17 protein-coding genes are annotated in these 20,599 nt (G+C 63.8%); 10 read left to right on the top strand and 7 right to left on the bottom strand.

The window, feature by feature from the left end:
* Position 1: 1 nt before the first annotated feature.
* Positions 2-847, top strand: a complete 846-nt coding sequence (locus AB1384_15425; protein ID MEW6555659.1) for a glycosyltransferase family 2 protein — start codon at positions 2-4, stop codon at positions 845-847.
* Between the two features lie 26 nt (positions 848-873).
* Entirely contained in the window at positions 874-1,629 is a 756-nt protein-coding gene (locus tag AB1384_15420; GenBank protein ID MEW6555658.1) for an SDR family oxidoreductase, read from the top strand.
* A 2-nt stretch (positions 1,630-1,631) separates the two neighbouring features.
* Here AB1384_15420 and AB1384_15415 read toward each other — a convergent pair whose 3' ends face one another.
* The 4 genes from AB1384_15415 to AB1384_15400 form a co-directional block, all read right to left on the bottom strand.
* Positions 1,632-2,717, bottom strand: coding sequence for a DUF362 domain-containing protein (locus tag AB1384_15415; GenBank protein MEW6555657.1), 1,086 nt, complete (start codon positions 2,715-2,717; stop codon positions 1,632-1,634).
* A 188-nt stretch (positions 2,718-2,905) separates the two neighbouring features.
* Entirely contained in the window at positions 2,906-5,356 is a 2,451-nt protein-coding gene (locus tag AB1384_15410; GenBank protein MEW6555656.1) for a HEAT repeat domain-containing protein, read from the bottom strand.
* Positions 5,357-5,483: 127 nt separating this feature from the next.
* Positions 5,484-6,689, bottom strand: a complete 1,206-nt coding sequence (locus AB1384_15405) for an MFS transporter (GenBank protein ID MEW6555655.1) — start codon at positions 6,687-6,689, stop codon at positions 5,484-5,486.
* A 3-nt stretch (positions 6,690-6,692) separates the two neighbouring features.
* On the bottom strand, positions 6,693-6,995 hold the full coding sequence (locus AB1384_15400; GenBank protein ID MEW6555654.1) for a PadR family transcriptional regulator: 303 nt from the start codon (positions 6,993-6,995) through the stop codon (positions 6,693-6,695).
* A gap of 312 nt (positions 6,996-7,307) precedes the next feature.
* Between AB1384_15400 and AB1384_15395 the strand changes: the two genes are divergently transcribed.
* Positions 7,308-8,549 (top strand): MFS transporter, encoded by a 1,242-nt coding sequence (locus AB1384_15395; GenBank protein ID MEW6555653.1) that lies wholly within the window; start codon positions 7,308-7,310, stop codon positions 8,547-8,549.
* 87 nt (positions 8,550-8,636) lie between these two features.
* Positions 8,637-9,491, top strand: a complete 855-nt coding sequence (locus AB1384_15390) for an alpha/beta hydrolase (GenBank protein ID MEW6555652.1) — start codon at positions 8,637-8,639, stop codon at positions 9,489-9,491.
* On the opposite strand, the gene AB1384_15385 is transcribed toward AB1384_15390, so the two are convergent.
* Complete coding sequence (locus AB1384_15385; protein MEW6555651.1) at positions 9,488-10,756, bottom strand: C45 family peptidase; 1,269 nt, start codon at positions 10,754-10,756, stop codon at positions 9,488-9,490. The genes AB1384_15390 and AB1384_15385 overlap by 4 nt on opposite strands.
* Before the next feature lie 90 nt (positions 10,757-10,846).
* Here AB1384_15385 and AB1384_15380 point away from each other — a divergent pair, with 90 nt between their 5' ends.
* Entirely contained in the window at positions 10,847-11,803 is a 957-nt protein-coding gene (locus tag AB1384_15380; GenBank protein MEW6555650.1) for an ADP-ribosylglycohydrolase family protein, read from the top strand.
* A gap of 183 nt (positions 11,804-11,986) precedes the next feature.
* A complete protein-coding gene (locus AB1384_15375; GenBank protein MEW6555649.1) occupies positions 11,987-12,127 on the top strand; it encodes a hypothetical protein in 141 nt (46 codons plus the stop codon).
* 114 nt (positions 12,128-12,241) lie between these two features.
* On the opposite strand, the gene AB1384_15370 is transcribed toward AB1384_15375, so the two are convergent.
* Entirely contained in the window at positions 12,242-14,017 is a 1,776-nt protein-coding gene (locus tag AB1384_15370) for a CoA-transferase (GenBank protein MEW6555648.1), read from the bottom strand.
* Between the two features lie 228 nt (positions 14,018-14,245).
* On the opposite strand from AB1384_15370, the gene AB1384_15365 reads away from it, so the two are divergent.
* On the top strand, positions 14,246-16,261 hold the full coding sequence (locus AB1384_15365; GenBank protein MEW6555647.1) for an FAD-dependent oxidoreductase: 2,016 nt from the start codon (positions 14,246-14,248) through the stop codon (positions 16,259-16,261).
* Here the strand turns inward: AB1384_15365 and AB1384_15360 are convergent.
* The gene (locus AB1384_15360; GenBank protein MEW6555646.1) at positions 16,258-16,956 is read right to left on the bottom strand and encodes a response regulator; all 699 of its coding nucleotides are present in this window, start codon (positions 16,954-16,956) and stop codon (positions 16,258-16,260) included. The genes AB1384_15365 and AB1384_15360 overlap by 4 nt on opposite strands.
* A 132-nt stretch (positions 16,957-17,088) precedes the next feature.
* On the opposite strand from AB1384_15360, the gene AB1384_15355 reads away from it, so the two are divergent.
* The 3 genes from AB1384_15355 (at position 17,089) to AB1384_15345 (ending at position 20,356) form a co-directional block, all read left to right on the top strand.
* A complete protein-coding gene (locus AB1384_15355) occupies positions 17,089-17,727 on the top strand; it encodes an MBL fold metallo-hydrolase (GenBank protein ID MEW6555645.1) in 639 nt (212 codons plus the stop codon).
* 310 nt (positions 17,728-18,037) lie between these two features.
* Positions 18,038-19,039, top strand: a complete 1,002-nt coding sequence (locus tag AB1384_15350) for an NAD-binding protein (GenBank protein ID MEW6555644.1) — start codon at positions 18,038-18,040, stop codon at positions 19,037-19,039.
* A 105-nt stretch (positions 19,040-19,144) separates the two neighbouring features.
* On the top strand, positions 19,145-20,356 hold the full coding sequence (locus AB1384_15345) for a 2,3-bisphosphoglycerate-independent phosphoglycerate mutase (protein ID MEW6555643.1): 1,212 nt from the start codon (positions 19,145-19,147) through the stop codon (positions 20,354-20,356).
* Positions 20,357-20,599: the final 243 nt, after the last annotated feature.

Raw genomic sequence — 20,599 nt, 5'->3', positions numbered from 1 at the left:
GATGTCCCACGGCACGGCCCGACCGCTGGTAAGCATAGTCACCGTCTGCCTCAACAGCGAAGAGCACCTTGAGCAGACCATCGCGAGCGTAAGGGGCCAGACTTACGACAACATCGAATACATCGTCGTGGACGGGGGCTCCGAGGACGCCACCCTGGACATCCTGAGAAGGAACGAGGGCGGCATCTCCCGCTGGATAAGCGAGCCGGACGAGGGTATCTACGACGCCATGAACAAGGGGCTCGCCCTCTGCCGGGGGGAGTTGATCGGCATGATCAACAGCGACGACTGGTACCTGCCGACGTCGGTGGAGGAGGTAGTGAAGGCCTCGCTGGAGCATCCGGACGTGGACGTCTTCTTCGGCGACCTGCTGGTCTTTTATCGGGATGGCCGCTATATGGAGACCATCGCGGGCTCCCTGGCGGGGTTGCGCCGGGACATGACCCTCAACCACCCCACCTGCTTCATGAAAAGGGCGGGCCTGGACGGAGAGGTCTTCCGCACCGACCTGCGCCTGGCCTCAGACTACGAGCTCATGCTCAGGCTGCGCCGGGCCGGGGCCACCTTCCACCACGTCGCCAGACCCCTGGCCTGCTACCGCACGGGCGGCAAGAGCTTCGACCACCGCCTCCGGTACCGGGAATTGTACGCGGTGAGAAGGGAATATAAACTGATCTCCGAGGGGGGATACAGGATGCGTATGGCGTTATTGCCCCTGACGGTGCTCATCGCGAGGTGCGAGGAGCGCGTTCTGGGCATGACCTTCAAGGGCAGGCCGAGCAAGTCCCTCCTGGCGGTAGACAGGAGGTTCAAAGCGTGGCTCAAGAGGATGCTGCGATTGGAATGAACGCGAGGTAAAAAAAGGGGGGGAACATGTTCGATCTCACTGGCAGGGTGGCCGTGGTCAGCGGGGCGGGCCGCGGTATTGGCAAGGCCATCGCCCTGGCGCTGGCGCGTGCCGGGGCGGATGTGGCGGTGTTCTCGCGCACCGAGGAACAGTTCCGCGCCACCGCCGCGGACATCGAGGAGCTGGGTCGACGTTCCCTGGGAATGCGGGTGGACGTGAGCAAGGCCGACGACGTCAAGGCCATGGTGGATGCGGTGATGGAGGCTTTCGGGCGCATCGACATCCTGGTCAACAACGCGGGCCTCAACCCCATGTACTGCCGCGTGGAGCAGGTCGACGAGGATGACTACGACATGGTCATGGACGTCAACGTCAAGGGGGTCTTCCTCTGCTCCAAGTTCGTCGTCCCGGTCATGAAGGAACAGGGCAAGGGATGCATCATCAACGTCGCTTCCGCTGCGGGGCACGTGGCGCTGTACAAATGCGGCCCTTATTCCGCCAGCAAGGGCGCGGTGGTGCAGCTCACCAAGACCATGGCCGTGGAACTGGCGCCCTTCAATATTAGGGTCAACGCCCTCTGCCCCGGTTTCGCGACCACGGACATGACCGACGAGCTGCTGCAAAGCCCCCGGGAGGGCGAGCGCATCCTCTCGCATATCCCCATGGGAAGGGTGGCCGAGCCGGAGGAGATGGCCCCCGCGGCCGTCTTCATGGCCTCGGACGGGGCCTCGTACATGACCGGATCGTCGCTTATCGTGGACGGCGGCTGGACCAGCTGGTAAGCTTACCCCTCGTCTATGGAGACGAGTTCGTAGTCCCGGCTGCCCAGCCCCATCTTCGCGGCGTACTCCAGCTGCTCGGTCCAGTCCATGGCGTCATATATCCCGCCGATGACGTCCCTGCCCGCTCTTTCGTTCATGAGGTCCAGGCTCGCCTGTTCGACAGCCACGATGTCCCGGCTGGCGAGGATGCCGATGTCCTCCACCACGGGGGCGTCGCTGAAGTCCCAGCAGTCGCAGGCGGGGGTGATGCGCAGCAGGAAGTTGAAGAACGCGCACTTCCCCTCCTTATCCTTCAGCACGCCCATCGTATAATCGACGATCTTGCGCTGGGCCACGTCCAGCGCGGTGTTTAAACGCATGGCGATGGCCCCCTCGAAACACATCACCGTGCACTCGCCGCAGCCTATGCACAGATCATGGTCTATTGAGGCCTTCTTCTCCTTACCCTTGCCCTTGAGCGAGATGGCACCGGCGGGACACCAGCGTAAACACTTGGCGCAAGCGGTGCACCTCTCCGCGTTGACCTCGGGCTTGAGGTCAGAATGCATCTGCTGCTTGCCGCCCCGGCTGCCCAGCCCCATGCCCACGTTCTTGATGGCGCAACCGAATCCGGTGAGCTCGTGGCCGGTCATGTGGGACACCACAACCAGGGCATCGGCATGGACCGCCGCCGAGGCTATCTTCACCCGGGAGAACATCTCGCCATCGACCTCGATCTCCACGAAATCGTGTCCCTTGAGTCCGTCGGCGATGATGATGGGGGCCCCCAACGTCTCCTGCGTGAAACCGTGGCCCGCAGCACTCAGGAGGTGGTTGATGGCGTTTGACCTGCTGCCTACGTAAAGCGTTCCCGCATCGGTGACGAAGGGCTTGCCACCGGCTTCCTTCACCACCTCCACCAGGCGCCGCAGGTACATCACTGGGACGAAGGCCGTGCCCCCTGCCTCGCCGAAGTGGGTCTTGATGGCGACCATGTCCCTGCGCTTAACCACCTCTGAGAGGCCGACCTTTTCCGCCAGCTCCCCAAGCTTCTGCACCATGCCGCGGTGGGGTTTACAACGCGTGTTCGCGAAAAATACCTCGGACAAGTTCACCACTCCTTCCGGTACCGATAAGCTCCCATCCTTCTACCGCCTATTATAAGGGGTCAGGTCTTGGATTTTAGATACCATTATATGGTAATACTGGCAAACATGCTGCTCAATGGCGCTAAATATCGTCAAAAACCTTAAAGATACCGGAGTATCCTAGATCCAAGACCTGACCCCCTAAACTGTCAGTCGGTGTAGCCTTTCTTGCGGAGGGCGGCGACGGCCTTGCGGGCCTCGTTGCGCAGTACGGGGTCGGGGTCGTCGAGGTAGCCGCGGATGAGTTCCACCACTTCCGGCCCGCCTATCTCGCCCAGGGCGTAGCATGCCGCCGCCTTGGTGCGGGGGTGGGCATCGCGGCGGCGCAGCGAAAAGACCTTTTTACGCAGGATGTCGGAGAGGGGGGCGACGGCCCTCTCGGGGCCCAGCCTGGCCAGGGCCAGGCAGGCGGCCTCCTCCACCCGGGGGTGCTCCTCGCCGCCGCTCGGGGCCTTCCCCTGCAGGATGGCCAGGAAGGTGTCCACCGAGCGGGGGTCGTCGATGGTCCCAAGCCCCCTCACCGCCTCGCGCCTCACCTCGACATCTTCATCGCTCAATGCCCGCATGAAATGCGTGAGCAGGCTGGGATCGCCGGGCGACATCCTGGCCATGGAGCGCACCGCCTGGGCCCTCACCGCGGGGATCGGGTTGCCCTCCACGGACCTTACCAAGGCCAGTGCGGAGTTTCCGCCCATGGCTTCGAGCAGGCTCAGGGCCCGCAGGTAGACCTCCTCCCGCGCGTTGCTCTCCAGGATCTCCTTGAGCTCGCCGAACACCGGCTCCCCGATGGCGGAGCACGCCGCCGCCAGTTCGGGGGTGATCTTGATCTCGTCCTCTCCCCTCACACGCTCCGCGATCTCGGCGGCGGTGAGGGAGACCTCCATATACGGCAGCACCCTGGCGGCCAGCCGTCGCAGATCGTCGTCCTCGCCATAGAAGTACTCGATCAGCGGCCTGCCCACGTCCCAGGGGTTCAGGGAGGCCAGCGCCGCGGCCGCCGCCCGCCTCACCCTCTCGTCCCCGCTCGCTTCCGCGCAGTCCACCAGGGCTTCGCAGGCGCGCGAGAAATCGGCAACCCTGCCCTCCGCGAAGAAATCGCCGGCGATGCACCCGAGCAGGTCCAGGAGGCCCGCTTTCACCTCCGGGTTGTACTCCGCCGCCAGGAGGGAGGACAGTTCGCTCATCCTGTCCAGTATCTCCTCACGGTGCCCCCGTTCCTTGAAATCGAGGTGCAGGCGTTTCAGGAAGGAGCATGCACGCAGCCGGAAATCGGGCCTCTCGCTTACGAGATTGCGGGAGGACACGTCGACGATCCGGCTGGTCACCGCCCCCTCCCCCATATCCAGCAGTTTGCCGGCCACCGCGATGACCTCATCCTCGTCCAGCCCCTCCAGCGCGCGCAGGGACCCGGAGGCGCGGACCTCCGTCACCACGGAGTACGCCCGTATCTCCCTCCCCGCCTGGGGGTGGCTCGCGGTCAGCTCGGCCAGCAAGCCAGTCTCGCGCAGGCGCCTCGTTATCTCCGCGTGGTAGGCGGGGTCGCCCTCGGCGTAGAGGTCGGCCACGATCTCGTTGAGCACGCTGGAAATGTCCTCGTAATCCTGCGGGTCCATGCCATCGCGGCTCGCCAGGAGGCGCTTGTACTTCTCTATTATCTGGTCGGTAAGGGCGAGCACGTTCTCTCCCTCCACCGAGGATATGATCTCCCTGCGCACCTGCGCATCCCTGACCGCCAGCGGCGCCTTTTCCGCCAGTACCTCAACCAGGGTCTCGGGCTCGAGGGCCGAGAGGATGACCACCATCTGCTCGCCAAGGGCGTTCTTGAGGTCGCCGTCGGCGAGGTGTTCCACCATCTGGTACATGCGGTCCATCGTATCCCGGATGACGGCCGCTTTCTCCGGGCCCACCGCCCCCCCGGAGCTCTCAAATCCGCGTATCACCGAGGTGAAAGCGGCGTTGATGCGCTCGGGGTCGGACATCAGCTCCGATACCTCTTCCCGCGACACGTCCCTGGCAGGCGATGCGCCCAGAAGGTAGCGCACGAAGACCTCGTCCCGCAACAGGTCCATGGCCTCGCCCCCCGGGCCTGCCGAAGCAGTGGCGATGCCCTCTCCCTTGCTCAGGGAGACGTATATCTTCTCGTCCACCTTGATGTTCCTGATATCGCGCTCCTCGAGCAGGGTGCCGAGACTGCCCTCCAGGGTGCGTTCGGCACGCTTGCGGCTGAAGATCTCCATGAACTGGCGCAGCTCCTCATCGGTAAGCCCGCGGTCGAAGGTGATGCTGCGGACCTCCCACATGGCAAGGTCCTTGAGGAAAGCGGCGGTGTTCGGGCGCGCCTGGTCTCTCTCGTCCAACGATAGATCGTTGATGAGCAGCTTCCCCTCCAGCTCGCAGAAGGTCACGCTGCCCCACGCGGCCAGGGCCTGTTCCAGGTCCTCCCGCGCCCTCCGCACCGATTCCTCCACGATATCGGAGGTGGGTGGATAGAGGTGGAAGTTTACCATGGCGGCATGCAGCGAGCTGAGGATAGACATGGACTGCGCCGCCAGCTCCGGTCCGCCCTCCGGGCCGCCCTGCCGCGGAGGTTCACCGCTCATCATCCGCACTCCCCTCGACCAGGCAATGAGCCCCGATCTCCTGTGCCACACCGCCGAGGCCGCGCGACACTTTTCCTGCTAGATTATCGCCTTATAGCGGAAAAACCTTAAAAGTCCCGGTGGTCCCTCAGCCCTCCCTGACCGCCACCGCGAGGACCACCATGGCGGCCAGGGCCAGGGCGGCACCGACCAGAAAGGCGTAAGCCGGCCCGGCCGTGTCCCAGAGCAGGCCCATGAGCAGGCTGGCAGGCAGCACGGTGACGCTGATGGTGAAGTTGTATATCCCGAAGGCCCGGCCCCGCAGATTCGCCGGCACCAGGTCGGCCACGAAGGCCTTCAGCACCGACTCGCACGCATAGTAGAAGCCGTAGACCACGAAGAGCAGCCAGATGGCGGTGTAACCGGTCATGAACGCGAAGCCCGCATAGGCCAGGACGTAGATGGCCCACCCGCCCAGGATCACCTTCTTGCGGCCCAGGCGGTCGGATAGGGTGCCGCCCTGGATGGATACCGCCGCCTTGACCACGTGCAGCACCCCCCACAGGGCCGGTAGCAGGGCGAGGGAAAACCCCCCGCCCTGGCGCGCGCGCAGCAGCAGGAAGGCGTCGCTGGAGTTGCCCATGGTGAAGATGAACACCGCCAGCAGCAGCCACTTGAAGCGTCGGTCGAAGGGCCGCAGGGACAGGCTGATACGCTCCGCCGAAGCCCCGCCTTCGCATGGCGGCAGGGGCCTCTCCCTGACCCCCACCAGGAGCAGGATGATCCCGATGGCGATGGGGATGAAGGCGATGGCGAAGAGGGGCCGGTAGGTGAGGGAGAAGGCGCTGATGAGTATGGATGCCGCCGCCGCGCCGAAGAGCGCGCCGGTGTGGTCCATGGAGCGGTGATACCCGTAAGCCCGTCCCCTCCCGGCGGGATCGCAGGAATCCGCGATAAGCGCATCGCGGGGGGCCGTGCGTACGCCTTTCCCCACCCGGTTGCAGAACCATGCCACGGCGGCCTGCCAGGGCGCGTTCACCAGGGCCAGGCATCCGCGGGACGCCCCCGAGAAGGTATATCCCCCCACCACCAGGGTCTTTCTTCGCCGGATATGGTCCGAGAACCAGCCCGAGAAGAGGTTGAGCAGGCTGGCGATGGAATCGGCCACCCCCTCAACCAGCCCCAGGAACCACGCCCCCGCCCCCAGGAACTCGGTGATGAAAGTGGGGAAGAGCGGATAGACCATCTCGCTGGAGAGGTCGTTGAAGAAGCTGACCATACCCAGGACGAACACGTTGCGGGAAAGCCCGAAGGGGCCGCCCCTGTCCGTGCCGCAACTGCCATCTCCCCCCATACCCTACCTGTCCTCCATTATCTCGTCGACCAGTTCCAGGGCCTGCTTCCTCGCCTTCTCGAGCGCCTCCCTGCCCCTGGGCGTCGTGGTGTAGCAGATGCGCCTGCGGCCGTTTTCGACCCGGCTCTCACTCACGAGTAGCCCGTCTTTCTCCAGCTTACGCAGGGTCGGGTAGAGCGTTCCGGGACTTATCCCGTACCCATGCCGCGCAAGCTCCCGCGACAGCCAGACCCCGCTTACTTCCTCGTGCGAGGCGTGATACAGGATATGCACTTTAATGAAGCCAAGAAAGAGATCTCTATACATCTTCCTAATATATCGTTATACGATATCGTAAGACGATATTAATCGTGTGGTCGGTGATTGTCAACCGAATAGGCTTTCAAGTAGATTTTCTATTGACGCAACGGGCGGGCAGATCAGGCCTGTCAGATCAGGCCCGGATCCTCCTGTAGCCCCCTCTCTGCTGCTTCCATGTGCGCCCGCAGAACTTTTCTGATAATTTACATGCATAGTCAGACCGAAACGGCCATCAGCGACATGCGACGGCCAGGGACCAGGCCGGTCCACGAGGAAAAACCCCGCTGATTCTGCCTGGTGTGTTGGAGGGAGCAGCAGTTGAGCAAGGGCATCGTCAGGGGTTATCTCCCTTCCCTCACCCATCGCGACTTCCGCCTGTTGTGGATATGGGCTTTCGTCTCCAATATAGGCACCTGGATACACAACGTGGCCCTGGGCCTTTACGTGCACGACCTCTATCGCTCACCCGGTTGGCTGGGCCTGATCAACTTCTTCAGCTACGCCCCCACCATCCTGCTCTTCCTGCCCGCGGGCTCCCTGGCGGACAGCGGCAACCGCAAGCGTGTCCTCATCCTATCCCAGGCGGTGATGGGGGCAGGGGCGCTGGCCCTCGCCGCCTTGGTGCAGTTCGGAATCGGCGGCATCACGGGCATATCCATGTCTGTCTTCCTGATGGGAGTGGGGATCGCCTTCAACTTCCCGGCCTGGCTGGCCATCGTGCCGGAGCTGGTGCCGCGCGAGGACCTTCTCAACGCCGTCTCCCTCAATGCTGCTTCCTGGAACCTGGCGCGTTTCCTGGGGCCCATGCTGGCGGGTGCGGTCATCGCTGCGGCCTCCTACTCCGCCTGCTTTCTCGTCAACAGCATCAGCTTCTTCCCCTTCATCTTCGCCCTGCTGGCCATCTCCCTCCCCCGGACAGCGGGTACGCGTGGCGCCTCGGCCTTCTCCTTCCGGGCCATGACCGGGGGGATATCCTATGCCTACCGGCGGCGCCTTATCCGCAATCTCCTCTTCACCTTCGGCACCATCAATGCCTTCGGACTGCCATATATCGTCTTCGTTCCCGTGTTCGGCAAGGACATCCTGGGGATGGGCAATCTCGGGGTATCCGCCCTCTTCGCGGCCTCCGGCCTGGGCGCCGTCTGCGGCTCTCCCCTGGTCACCCGGCTGCACCGCCGCTTCAGCGAGGTCACCCTCGTCAGGGGAGGCCTCGCGGGCATCTCCATGAGCCTGCTCTTCTTCAGCTGGTCGACCACATTCTGGCTGAGCCTCGTCCTCGTCTTTTGCGCGGGACTCTCCTTCCTGGTCACCATGACCTCCATCAACACAACCCTGCAGCTGAAGACGGATCCGGCCTTCCGCGGCAGGGTCATGAGCCTCTACGTCTTCATGCTGGTAGGAGCGTTTCCGCTGGGAGGGGCGCTGCTCGGCCTCGCCGCTGACCTGGCGGGTATGTCCCGTGCCATGTCCATCGGAGCCCTGGTCTGCCTCTTCTGGGGCATGGTCCTGCTCTTGAAGCCAGACATGCTCGAATACGCCGGTCCCGCTGCTGCCTCATGAGGGACCGGCGATCCGGAGAAGGCCAGAGGGATGCGCCGGGCGATACCTCCATGCATTATCATGTGGAGGACGGAAGGGAGGCATAAGATGCCCGTGGTGACCGTGGAGGGCGCGGAGATCGCCTACGAGGAGCGGGGAAAGGGAGCGCCGGTGGTGCTGCTGCACGGCTGGAACAGCTCGCGCAAGCAGTGGCTCCTCAACCTGAAGGCGCTGTCACCCCGCCTGCGCGCCATTGCGCTCGACCTGCCGGGATACGGGCAGTCCGAGGAGGGCGGTTTCCCGTACACCCTGGACGGCATGGCCTCTCTGCTGGACGGATTTCGCCAGGCGTTGCGCCTGCCCTCTTTCCATCTCGTCGGCCATTCCATGGGGGGGTGCATCGCCATCCGTTACGCAACCCTCTTTTCACAACACGTGAACAGGCTGGTGCTGGTGTCCACCCCAACGCGCACCGTCAGCCTGGGGCCGTGGGCGCTCATGCCCGGGGCCTCTTTCTTCGTCTCGGCCACGTACCGCCTGCGCGGCGAGAATATGCTGAAATGGATGTTCTGCCGCAACATCTACGAACCCGAATACCTGGACCTGGACTTCCTGCACGCCAACCTCAAGGCCAACGCCATGGCGACCCGGCACGCCTTGAGCCGCTCCACCCGGCTGGTGCGCCACATGAACCTCACCGGGGACCTGCAGTCGATCAACAGGCCGACCCTCGTCGTCTTCGGGGACAAAGACCGCAATGTCAACACCAGGGAGGCCCTGCGCCAGCGCGACCTCCTCCCCCGCCCCTACCTGGCCGTTCTCACTTCCTGCGGCCATTGCCCGATGTACGAGCGCCCGGGACTCTTCAATACCGTGGTCAGTGATTTCCTCACGGCGGATGAGCTGGATGCCGCGGGATTCGCGGCGGCCCCGGGCAAGGACGGAGGCGCGCCCGAGACCTAGACGCCGCCGGACCTGGCGTCTGGACCGTTTTCCGGATCCACCCCGTCCGGCACCGCTTCTCCCTCTTCCCGCCGGAAGGGATCGAGGAAATCGCTGAAGACGGAATCGCAGGGGTGGCCGTAGGTGACCAGCAGCCGCCGGCTGCGCGGCAGCATGATGATGGAGCACGTGGTGGAGAAATACGGCCCGTGGCGGCAGATGGTATTATCGTCGCCGCGGCCGCTCTCACCGTGGTCGCAGAAGACGCGCAGGAGGTCCCGCATGCCCACGGTCTCCAGCTCGGCGAAGAGCTGCTCGGCGCGGCCATAGCGGAGTTCGCTCGACTCGTGCACCCGCACCCCCCGCAGCGCTTTCGCGTTCTTGCTGGTGTAATAGGCGTTGCGCGGGATGTCGTATGAGACCATCTCGCGGCACTTGTAGTGGTTGGTGTTGATGATGATGCCTTCCTGGGGTTGCCGCACGCCGCTGAAGTTGGAGGACATCTCGATGGTCGAGATGTCTCCCGAGGCGTCCGCCACCAGCAGGATGGCCCCGCCGGACCGCTTTCCAGCTCCCAGGAACTCGATGGCCTCCCTTGTGCTGGCGCATTTCTCCAGCGCCTCCTGGACCAGCAGGGATATGGGGACGTTTACGTTGGGCATATCGGTGCCATAGCCGTAGTTATAGCTGATGCACAGGCCGTGCTCGTTGATGCCGTCATGGCACCCGGCCAGGGGGGCTACGGTCACGTCCAGGGTGGAGGCGGTGTCCGCCGGCTGGGAGAGGCGGGTGATGTAATGGGGCTGGAAGAACGGCGGGTAATCGAAGTTCTTGATGACCATGGGCTCGCCCAGGGCGCTCCGGCCCTCCTCCACGGCGGCGGCGGTGCACGCGCCCAGGCGATAGTTGGTCCGCGCCAGGATGAGTTCCCCCGCCAGGGCCAGGTAGAGCAAGGACCCGTCGATGTCCGCGCCCTTGGCGATGCCCTCCATGCGGGTCCTCTGGTTGGGGCAGTGTTCGGAGATATCTCCCCACATCTCCCCCACCGCCCGGCGCGTGGTCATGCCCATGAAGACCTTGAAGGGGACGAGGGCGGGCTTTTCCAGTTGGAACGCCTCTACCTGGTCCAGGTTGTCGAAGAGGTGGTGGATGGCCTCCCGGGCCTGCAGGCCTTGTTGAAAGCCCATCTCGTAATGCTCTCCCCGAAGGTCGAAGAGGCGGACCTGCCGTTTACCCGGCGTCAAACCCTCCCCGAAAGTGGTCCCGAGCTCAAGCGGATCAAGCATTCTTCCCTCTTGCGGGTCGTCATGTCATAAAACACCTGAATATATTAACCTATAATCGATATATCGGCGAGAGAGGAGAGGGTGAAGAAGATGGGAGAGGAGGGCGGTCCGCGGCTGGTGAGATTCCAGGGCGCGCTGTTGGGCCTGGCCGTCGGAGACGCCCTTGGCATGCCGGTGGAGGGCGCGCGCGCTTCCTACATCAGGGGACAGCTGGGGAGGGTGCGGGATTTCCTGGACGCCCCATGGCGGCTGTTGAAGGCGGGGCAGTGGACCGACGATACCAAGATGATGCTCTGTCACGCCCGCAGCATAACCAACTGCGGCCGGTTCGATCCGGAGGACACCGCCCGAGAGTTCATAGCCTGGCTGGAGTCCCGTGACTGGCGGGGCATCGGCGGGGCCACCTACGAGTCCATCCAGCGGCTGGCAGACGGGGTCTCCCCGCTGCAGAGCGGGATGAAGGGAGAGATGGCGGCGGGGAACGGCGCCGCTATGCGCATCGCGCCCGTCGCCATCCTCGACTGCGGCGACCTCGACAGGCTACGCGAGGACTGCCGCATCGCCGCGGTCATGACCCACGACAACCCCGAGGCCGTGGCCGGCGCCCTCGCCGTCGCCTATGCCGTGGCGCGGGGAGCACGGGGCGACCTGACCCCGGGGGAGCTCGTCCCCGACACGGTCGCTTTCGTCGGACCGGGGGCGGTCGCAGACCGCCTATCCATGGCCGCGCGTTTTCTGGACGCCGGTATGGAGATAGACGAAGCCCTGGCGCGGCTGGGGACCGGCGGTTACGTGGTAGAGACCGTAGCCAGCGCCTTCTTCAGTTTCCTGCGCACCCCTGAGGATTTTGAGGAGACGGTCTCGCGCGCGGTGGGGGGCGGCCTTGACGCCGACACCACCGGGGCGATCGCCGGCGCCATCAGCGGCGCCTACAACGGCCTCGACGCCATTCCCGCGCGTTGGCGCGACGGGGTCGAAGCTGGGGACGAGATCCTGGACCTGGCGGCCCGCATCTTTCGCCTGGCCATTGGCTCCGGCACGGATTGAGCGACCGGACAGGGCTTTCCGGCGGCTGGACCCCTCCCCGACCACTACCTCAATAAGGTGTTAAGGATGCCGTTTCGGGGAACGATGAAATTAGTAACGGCCGCGCGGCGGGGACGCCGTCCCGGTCCGTAACAGGAATGGTGCTTGAACGGAGATAGCCGCGTCATTGAAAGGAGGGGGCGTATGGAAACACCGGAGATGGAGTTCCTTCTTTACCTGATCACCTGCTATGTGAAGAACAATTCGATCGACATAGAGAAAACGACGGTGGCGGAGTTGATCTCCAGCATCAATCTCAACCTCACGCCCATCGGCGGAGGCTAACGTCTAAGGGGTCAGGTCTTGGATCTTGGATACCGTGGTACCCGATGCCTGACTTATAGCCCTTGAGCAGCAAGAACGGGAGGCATCCAAATCCAAAAAACAAGACCTGACCCCTCAACCCAGGAAGTACCTTCTTGGATCGAATATCCTGATGTCGTAGAGGTCGTCCTGCTCTGGAGGCTCTACCCGGCGCAGCTCCCTGGCCGTTCGCAGCTCCCACCCACACCGGGAACCTATCTTCTCGGCCGCCTCCCTACCATCTGAGCCCACGAGCGGGAAATAGGCCGTGAGCACGAAATCGTCCTCACCCGGTGGTTTCTCGAACACTCCCATGGTGGTCACCAGGGTACGGACCCTCTTCCCCGGAGCGGTCACATAGGACACCGCCTCCGGCGTGCGCATACGGTCCTGCGGCACCGTGAGCAGCATCTCCCGCGCGCCCAGGGCCACGTCGCAGGCTCCGCCCGAGCCCACCAGAAACAGGTCCAGTTCCGGGATCTTGGTGGAGTTGATGTTGCCGAGCCTGTCCACCTGCCCGGCGCCCAGCACGCCGATGGCGAGGTTGCTCTCCGCGCCCACCATGGACCCCAGCACGGTGAAGACGTCAGTGAGCATGGTGCAGGTGTGCATATTGCGGAAGTTGAAGATGAAGGGGTCGGCTGGGCGCGGGGTATAGCCGAAGAAGCCCACTTCGGCCATTAGGTCGACGCTGTGGTCGTCCCGCCTCAGGTCATACCATGCTTTCCAGGCCGCCAGGTTGGAGGCCCCTATGCCGGCGAGGATGGTGCGGTAACCGCCGGCCTGGATGCGCAGCTTGAGCAATCGCGCCGCCTCGATGACCATCATCTCCGTGTCATCGTATTCCAGGTCCTTGCGCAGGGCGGGCGCCCGGGTGGCCATTTCAGACACCCAGGAATCCGCGGCGGAACGCCCCTTCAGGAACCAGATCTTCTCGAAGCCGACCTTGCGCATGTACTCGTCATGGTCCGCGACACCGGTGAGCCATTCCCGCACCCAGGCGTCCATGGTCTCTTCGTTCTTGCACGCCTCGCGCAGCGCCAGCATGAACTCCTCGTCCTCGGCGTAGGGGTCGAACTCGTCGATGCCGTGGTTGGAAGCGCCGGAAGGGTGTACGCCCATGGGAGCCGGGCATACCGCTCTCACCAGGTAACCCGGGATCCTCACGAAATGGGGATACCGGCGCAGAAATCCCGTGTCCACGATCCTCTCCACCGTGGCCAGGACCCCCTCCCTGGCGGCGAAGGCGGCGTGCACGCTCTCCGCGTACGGGGGCACGAGCAGCAAGTTGCCGGCGGTGTCGGCGGCCCAGGCGTGGACAAGGGTGAGGTCGGGGCGCAGGGCCCGCACCATGCCCACCCGACCGCCGTCGGGTACATCCACGACGCAGAAATCCCTCGCGTTTTCCTCCTGCATCGAGCTGCCGACGATGGAATGCGTGGGCATCCACTCCACCCCCAGGGCCCCCGCCAGCAGGCGCTGGGGCAGGGTGAGCACGGTCCAGTTCTCTACCTGGAGCCTCCCCTCCCGTATGGCGTCCTGGTAGATGCGGTTGGGCCCCGGGAAGGGGTAGGAATCCCCGGCGAAGGAGGTGATGATCCTGTGGGTGAGGCCTCCATAGACGAAGAGGACCATGTTGGCGATGAAGCCCAGGGCGGAGATGGTGAAGCCGGGATCCGAACCCCAGAACCGGCGGCAGATCTCGTAGACGGCGGCGTTGGGGCGCATGTAGGCGTGGGCGACATGGAAATGCATCCCCGGCCTGATGAAGGCGGCGACGGCCTCCTGTAGGTCCATGACCTTACTGCCGGGCCCCTCCTTCGCGGCCAGCTCCAGTTTGTCCGCGACCCTGCCTGAAAACACGTCGAACATGGCCTTCACCTCGACTTACGTTCAATGCCCAGGGCGGATTTTCTGCTATACTATATCACACTGTCCGCAGCATAAAACCGCAGGCGGGAGAGGCCGGAGGGGCGCTCCCGGGGACGCGGAGCGCGTTCCGGCACATGTCGCGCGCCGGCCCTTGAGGAGACGAAACAGCCTGTTCTTGACGGCCATCGCCCGCCCCGATATAAGACCGGACGCGATAGTGGAGAGGGGATGAGGTACTTGTTGAAGAGACTGCTCACACCACAGAAGATCGGCCAGCTCGAACTGCGCAACCGCATCGTTATGACCGCCATGCACTTGAACTATACCCCGGACGGCATGGTGAACGACCGCATCTGCGCCTTCTACGAGGAGAGGGCGCGTGGCGGCACCGGCATGATCATCGTCGGCGGCTGCACCATCAACGATATCTCCGGCGCCGACTGGCTCCTGAACATGCGCGACGACTCGGCCGTGGAGGGCCACGCCATCCTCGCGGACACCATCAAGAGGCATGGCGCGGCGGCTGCCTGCCAGCTCTACCACGCCGGCCGCTACTCCCATTCCATCGCCATGGGGGGTAGGCGGGCGCTGGCCCCCTCGGCGGTGCCTTCACGCTTTACCGGAGGGGAGGAGCCCAGGGAGATGACCGCGGACGACATCGAGCAGACCAAGCATGATTACGCCGCGGCGGCGCGCCGTGTCAAGGAGGCGGGTTACGACCTGGTGGAGGTTCTGGCATGCACCGGCTACCTCATCCCGCAATTCCTCTCCCCCACCGTAAACCTGCGCACGGACGAGTACGGAGGCACCCTGGAGAACCGCATGCGCTTCGGGCTGGAGGTGGCCGACGCCATCCGTGGTGCGGTGGGACCGGACTTCCCCCTCAGCTTCCGCATCGACGGCCACGACTACATGGAGGGGGGCAACACTAACCGTGAGTGGGCTCTCTTCGCCGCGGAGCTGGAGAAACACGGCGTGGATGTGATAAACGTCACCGGAGGATGGCACGAGACCCGGGTGCCGCAACTACCCATGTCGGTGCCGCGTGCCGGCCTGGTTTACCTCGCGGCCGGGGTGAAGTCGCAGGTGGGAGTGCCGGTCATCGCCTCCAACCGCATCAACGACGTCTTCGTGGCCGACGAGATACTGCGCATGGGCCTGGCGGACCTGGTGACCATGGCCCGCGCCCTCATCGCCGACCCGTACCTAGCCGAGAAGGCTTACGAGGGGCGATACGAGACCATCACCCATTGCATCGGCTGCAACCAGGGCTGCTTCGACCACGTCTTCTACCTGCAGCCCGTTACCTGCACCCTCAATCCCCGGGCCGGCCGCGAGCTGGAATACAAGACCGAGGCACCCGCGAAGGTCAAGCGTGTGGCAGTCGTCGGCGGCGGTCCCGCCGGCATGAAGGCCGCCATCACCGCGGCGGAGCGCGGACACGCGGTGGCCCTCTTCGAGCGCAGCGACGTGCTGGGCGGGCAGCTAAACCTGGCTGCCATCCCCCCCGGCCGCGAGGAGTTCTGGACCGCCGTGGAGGACCTGGACGTGCAGCTGGACGACGCCGGGGTGGAGCTGTTCCTGGAGACGGAGGCCACGCCGGAGCTGCTGATCAGCGAGGGCTTCGACGCAGTGGTGGTGGCCACGGGGGCACGCCAGTCGGTGCCGCCCATCCCGGGCATCGATGGCTCCAACGTGGTCATGGCCTGGGATATACTGGAAGGCAAGGAAGACCCCGAGGGAGAGAACATCGTCATCATAGGCGGCGGCGCCGTGGGTTCGGAGACGGCAATGTACGTGGCCAGCATCGGCACCATCTCCGCTGACACTCTCTTCTACCTCTTCATGAACAACGGCGAGGATACGGAGACCCTGAAGGAGCTGTGCAGCCGCGGCACCAAGAAGGTCACCGTGGTGGAGATGCTGGAGAAGGTCTGCCGCGACGTGGGCGTTTCCACCCGCTGGACCATCCTGCAGGACATGCGCCATCTGGGTATCGAGGTGCGCCGCAACGCCGTGGCCAAGCGCATCGAAGCGGGACGCGTGGTGATCGAGGTGGGCGGTGTGGAGGAAGTGATCCCCGCCGACACGGTGATCATCGCCGCCGGTTCCTGTCCCGCGGGAGAGCTATACGACAGACTTAAGGAACGGGGGATGGAGGTCTACCTGGTGGGAGACGCCAAGCAGGCCCGCAAGGCCATCGAGGCCGTCCAGGAGGGCTACGAGGTTGGCCTTTCGATCTAGGGCTTGTAACCGTAACGGTCCAGGGTCTCTCGGGCGATACGCGCCAGTTCAACGATATCGGCGTCCATCTTGAAACCCTGCTCGACCACGAGGTCGAGCATCTCCTTCTGGCGCTCACTGAGGTTGCCCGCCTTGCCCTTCCCTACCGTGCTGGCGTAGGAGATCATCACCGTGAGGGGAGAGCGCAGGTCATGGGAGAGGGTGGACCGTATCCTCTCCAGCGTCTGTAATGCATCGCCCGCGCCATCGGGTGGTTCCACCGCGTCCGCCACCCCTGCCACACGGACGGGAGCTTGTTCCGCGGCATCCTCCCTGCCCCTGGCGATATACCCGCGCACTTCCCGGGGGAACGCGTCCACGTCGACGGGTTTCTTTACGAACCCGTCAAAGACCGTGTATACCTCCGCCCTCTCCTCCTCGCTTACGGTGGAGCTCAGGGCGATGATGGGCACCGCCTGCAATTCCGGCAAGGCGTGCAGGCGCCGCGCCACCGCCCAGCCGTCCATGCCGGGCATGTGCAGATCGAGGAGCACGAGGTCGGGAATCATCCTCCGGGCCACCTCGACCCCCGCCTGGGGGCTGCCGGTTGCCACCACCTCACAGCCGTCCGCCTCCAGGAGGTGGCGGACGATTTCGCGCTCCACGGCACTGTCGTCGATATAGAGAACTGTGGTCATGGTTTTTTCGTGGGCCATCGGCGTTTCCTCTCTCCGTTAGCTGAATAATCGGTATCCACAGGCGCGAGCATTAGCCGCGCTGATATGTTTCATTTTGCCGCCGGTGTGCGTTGCATTATAATTCACCCCAGAAGCGACAAGCGGAGAGAGGTGTTTAACTTGGAGATCGTGGCCTTTACGGATTACGGATTCGGCAGCAATACATATCTCGCGGTCAACGAGAAGACAAAGGAAGCGGTACTCGTGGATGCGGGGGCCGCGTCCTCACAGATACTCGACCACCTCGAGCAGAACGGCATCACCCTCAAGGCCATCCTGCTGACCCACGGCCACCCCGATCATCTCCTGAGCCTTTTCGAGGTCGCCGAGGCCACCGGGGCCCCCTCGTATATGCACGCGGAGGACGCACAACTGCTCGAGTACATTCCCCCCATGCTCCTGAACATGATGGGCCTGGACAAGCTGGAACTCCCCACCGAGTTCCTCCCCCTTGAGGACGGCCAGGAGCTGGAGTTGGCGGGGATGAAGTTCACGGTCTTCCATACCCCGGGGCATTCAGGGGGGAGCGTCTGCTTCCTAACCGACGGCGTGCTCTTCGCCGGTGACCTGGTCTTCCGGGGCTCCATCGGACGCACCGACTTCCCGGGGGGATCCATGGACACCCTGCTGCAATCGGTAAAGGAGAAGGTCTTCACCCTTCCCAGCGACACCCGCATCCTCCCCGGCCACATGGACGCCACGGTGGTGGGCTGGGAGAAGAAGACCAACCCCTTCCTCATAGGCCTCTAAGTCTAAGGGGTCAGGTCTTGTTTTTTGGATACCCCGGTATGTATAGGTAATATATTACAGATTACCATCCTCTTAGCAGGTATTATATTTCTTCGCGGATGTACTCACTATCCAAAACCCAAGACATGACCCCACATGTTCACAGATCCCATGGGCTTTGCTGCTGACCGCTACCCTTCACTGCGCCGGGATCACTTGGGCCCGTCAACAAGGACAATGGCCCAACAGTGTTTAAGAATCCTGCGAAGGTCTTGGTCCACTACGGCGGCTGCTCTATCCGCCGTCATGGAACAGCAAGGGGAGATATCCGGTGGAAGTGCAGCGCCGTATCGTCATATCCCTTATCCTGCTTCTGGTCCTCCTGATCCTGGCGCCCGTGGGCTACATGGTCATCGAGGGCATGGACTACAACGAGGCCTTCTACATGACCGTGATCACCGTGTTCACGGTGGGCTTCGCGGAGGTGGAACCACTGACCACCGCGGGCAGGTACTTCACCATATTCATCATCTTCGTAGGAGTGTTCAACCTCTTTTTCCTCATATCCGGCTTTATCAGGTACACCTTGGGGGAGGCCTTAAGGGAGACTTTCGGGAGGAGAAGAATGGACTTGAGAATAAGGAAGCTGGAAGGCCACTATATCGTCTGCGGTTACGGGCGCGTCGGCGAAGTGGTGGCCGAGGCCATGCGGGAGGCGGGGGCCGACTTCGTGGTGGTGGAGAAGGACCCCATGAGGATAGCCGACGCCGTCGACCACGGCTACCTCAGCATTGAGGGGAACGCCATCGAGACCGAGACGCTGCAGATGGCCGGGGTGGAGCGCGCCCAAGGGATCGTGTGCGCCCTGGAAAACGACGCTGATAACCTGTTCACCTCCCTGTCCGCGCGTACCCTCAACAAGGATATAACCATCGTCACCAGGTGTGTCAGCGCGGACTCCGTAGAGAAGCTTCATTATGCCGGGGCAGACCGCGTTATCTCCCCGTACGAGATCAGCGGGCGCCGCATGGCCGCCTTCCTCCTCAAGCCGGGGGTCTACGACTACCTGGACCTGGTCGCCCATGGCCCGTCGCTGGAGTACCGCCTGGAGGAGCTGGTAGTGGAGAGGGGTTCGAGCCTGGACGGCAAGACCATCGGGGAGCTGGACATCAAGGCCCGCACAGGTGCCCTCGTGCTCGCGGTGCGCCAGGCCGACAGCGCCACCTTCAACACCAATCCCGACAAGGAGACCCGCCTCGGGGCAGGGGACCTCATCGTAGCCCTGGGCATGGAAGAGGACCTTGCCGGCCTGGAGAGGCTGGTCGCACCCTGAATGACCCGTCTGGGGCTTGCCATCGGCGATACGCGCAGGTACCTTCAAATAGATGACCATACGCGCATGGGCGGCTTTGACTCGACTGGATCAAGGAGGACGACCTTGAGCGATACGGCGTTTCTGTCCAGGCTCGCAGCCGATGCATCCTCGAAGATGGTGCTGCTGGTCATGGATGGTTTGGGCGGCCTGCCTCACCCGGAATCCGGCCTCACCGAGCTGGAGACGGCCCGCACCCCCAACCTGGATGCCCTGGCCCGCACATCCGCCTGCGGGCTCATCCACGCCATCGCCCCCGGGATAACCCCGGGCAGCGGCCCAGCCCACATGGCCCTCTTCGGATACGACCCCGTATGCTTCGAGGTGGGCAGGGGAGTCCTCTCGGCCCTGGGCGTGGAGATAGAGCTGGGACCCGACGACCTGGCCGCGCGGGTCAACTTCTGCACCGTGGAGGGCGGCTTGATCACTGACCGCCGCGCCGGCAGGATATCGACGGAGACCAACGCCCGCCTGTGCGAGAAGCTGAGCGGTATCCGCCTGGAGGGAGTGGAAGTCGAGATCCGTCCCGAGAAGGAACACCGCGCGGCCCTGGTCTTTCGCGGAGCGGGCCTGTCGGAGCTGGTGAGCGATACCGACCCCCAGCATACCGGGGTCCCGCCGCTGCGCTGCGAGGCCCTGCCTGTGGGAGGAGAAGCCGCCGGGCGCACCGCCGACCTCATCAACGCCTACCTGGAGAGGGCGGCCGACGTGCTGGCTGACGAGCACCCGGCCAATATGATCGTCACCCGCGGTTTCGCCAAACTGCCGCAGATACCGAAGATCACGGACCTCTATTCCATACGTGCCGGCGCCTTAGCCACCTATCCGATGTACCGTGCCGTGGCCGGCCTGGTGGGCATGGACGTACTGGAGACCGGCCCCTCGTTCTCGGACCAGATCGACGCCCTGCAGGGCGCATGGGACGCCTACGATTACTTCTTCGTCCACTACAAGTACACCGACAGCCGAGGCGAGGACGGGGATTTCGACGCCAAGGTGGCATGCATCGAGGAGGTGGACGGGATGATCCCGCGCCTGACGGCGCTTGAGCCGGACGTGCTTGTGGTGACAGGCGACCACTCCACCCCCGCCCTGCTCAAGGGGCACAGCTGGCACCCCTCTCCCCTGCTGCTGCGCTCGCGTTGTGAACGCAGGGACGCGGTCGAGACCTTCGGGGAAACAGCCTGCACCGCCGGTTGCCTGGGCATCTTCTCGGCCACCGACCTCATGGCGCTGATGCTTGCCAATGCCCAGCGACTCGACAAGTTCGGCGCCTAGATCCTAGGGGTCAGGTCTTGGATTTTGGATACTCCGGTATCTAGAATATTTCTCACGATATTTACAGCCACTAAGCAGCATGTTTGCTATCATTACCATATAATGGCATCCAAAACCCAAGACCTGGAATGATAAAGAACGGACGCCTCCGAACAATTAGGTGACAAACCAAACATGCCGGTTGAAAGGGCCGGCACGACCGAAAGGAGGCGTCCCATGAGTAGAGTGTACATCGGTATCGAC

The organism is Actinomycetota bacterium, from assembly GCA_040757835.1.
In the GTDB taxonomy this organism is placed as follows: Bacteria; Actinomycetota; Geothermincolia; order Geothermincolales; family RBG-13-55-18; genus SURF-21.
The sequence above is the reverse complement of the archived record's forward strand: the minus strand, read 5'-3'. Positions and strand labels throughout refer to the sequence as shown.

Coding starts and splice junctions, on each gene's coding strand:
- AB1384_15375 (MEW6555649.1), top strand. CDS start 11,987: ATGGAAACACCGGAGATGGAGTTCCTTCTTTACCTGATCACCTGCTAT.
- AB1384_15410 (MEW6555656.1), bottom strand. CDS start 5,356: ATGAGCGGTGAACCTCCGCGGCAGGGCGGCCCGGAGGGCGGACCGGAG.
- AB1384_15360 (MEW6555646.1), bottom strand. CDS start 16,956: ATGGCCCACGAAAAAACCATGACCACAGTTCTCTATATCGACGACAGT.
- AB1384_15390 (MEW6555652.1), top strand. CDS start 8,637: ATGCCCGTGGTGACCGTGGAGGGCGCGGAGATCGCCTACGAGGAGCGG.
- AB1384_15400 (MEW6555654.1), bottom strand. CDS start 6,995: ATGTATAGAGATCTCTTTCTTGGCTTCATTAAAGTGCATATCCTGTAT.
- AB1384_15365 (MEW6555647.1), top strand. CDS start 14,246: ATGAGGTACTTGTTGAAGAGACTGCTCACACCACAGAAGATCGGCCAG.
- AB1384_15425 (MEW6555659.1), top strand. CDS start 2: ATGTCCCACGGCACGGCCCGACCGCTGGTAAGCATAGTCACCGTCTGC.
- AB1384_15420 (MEW6555658.1), top strand. CDS start 874: ATGTTCGATCTCACTGGCAGGGTGGCCGTGGTCAGCGGGGCGGGCCGC.
- AB1384_15405 (MEW6555655.1), bottom strand. CDS start 6,689: ATGGGGGGAGATGGCAGTTGCGGCACGGACAGGGGCGGCCCCTTCGGG.
- AB1384_15370 (MEW6555648.1), bottom strand. CDS start 14,017: ATGTTCGACGTGTTTTCAGGCAGGGTCGCGGACAAACTGGAGCTGGCC.
- AB1384_15380 (MEW6555650.1), top strand. CDS start 10,847: ATGGGAGAGGAGGGCGGTCCGCGGCTGGTGAGATTCCAGGGCGCGCTG.
- AB1384_15385 (MEW6555651.1), bottom strand. CDS start 10,756: ATGCTTGATCCGCTTGAGCTCGGGACCACTTTCGGGGAGGGTTTGACG.